Here is a 751-nt window from a genome sequence, read left to right as displayed (position 1 = left end):
CTTGACGGAGGGGTTAGACCACAGGCGGAGCCACCAGCTCAACTTTGATTCTGTCGGGATCTTCGCAGTAGAGGGCATAGTAGTCAGGGCCTCCAGCATATGGGTACTCGGCTTCATAGAGGCAAGCAAAGCCAGCTGACTTTACCCATTTTGCTACCTCATCAACATGCTCCCTGGACTTGGCGTGAAAGGCGAGGTGATTCAGGCCCACTCGTTTTCGATGGTAGCCAGCTTCCAGATGCTCAGACGGTGCTTGAACAAAGCAAAGATAGGTTTGGCCGGACATGAAACTCACACCCTCAGACCAGCGCTGTGACTCGTGATAGCTAAGTTGACCAAGGAAGGGTTCCCAGAAGCTGAGCGAGCGAGCAAGATCGCTGACATACAGCTCGACGTGGTGAAGCATGGAGTGGCAACCTCGATCTATGTGCGGCGCTCGGTGCTGCGTCGCTTGTATTTCCTGTGGTCTAACGTTCGAGGTAAGGGGCGGCTTGCGGCTTGCCGCAAGACGTCCCTTTGACCGAGGGGTTAGGCGAATGACGCCGAGCAACGAGATGCCCGGAACGCGATGCCACCAACGACGAGGTAAAGCGGCGCCACCGCCACTGGATGGAACGAAGGCACAGAAAGGCTCGTTGCATTCGGGCTCCGACCGGCAACCCAACCGGTGTGCGACTCGGGTTGCCTGCATTTTCACCCCGGACGGCCAAGCAAGCCAACAGTTCAGAGGCAGAAGGCTTCGGACCAGTAC

General features: G+C 57.1%; 1 protein-coding gene. It reads right to left on the bottom strand.

Annotated features, from left to right (window positions below; genetic code table 11):
• Positions 1-13: 13 nt before the first annotated feature.
• Positions 14-406: a VOC family protein gene (locus tag AC1DYI_RS37445; RefSeq protein WP_477209116.1), complete on the bottom strand. Its 393-nt coding sequence runs from the start codon at positions 404-406 to the stop codon at positions 14-16.
• Between the last annotated feature and the right edge of the window lie 345 nt (positions 407-751).

The organism is Ideonella sp. P3_A4 (assembly GCF_056403075.1).
The sequence above is the reverse complement of the archived record's forward strand: the minus strand, read 5'-3'. Positions and strand labels throughout refer to the sequence as shown.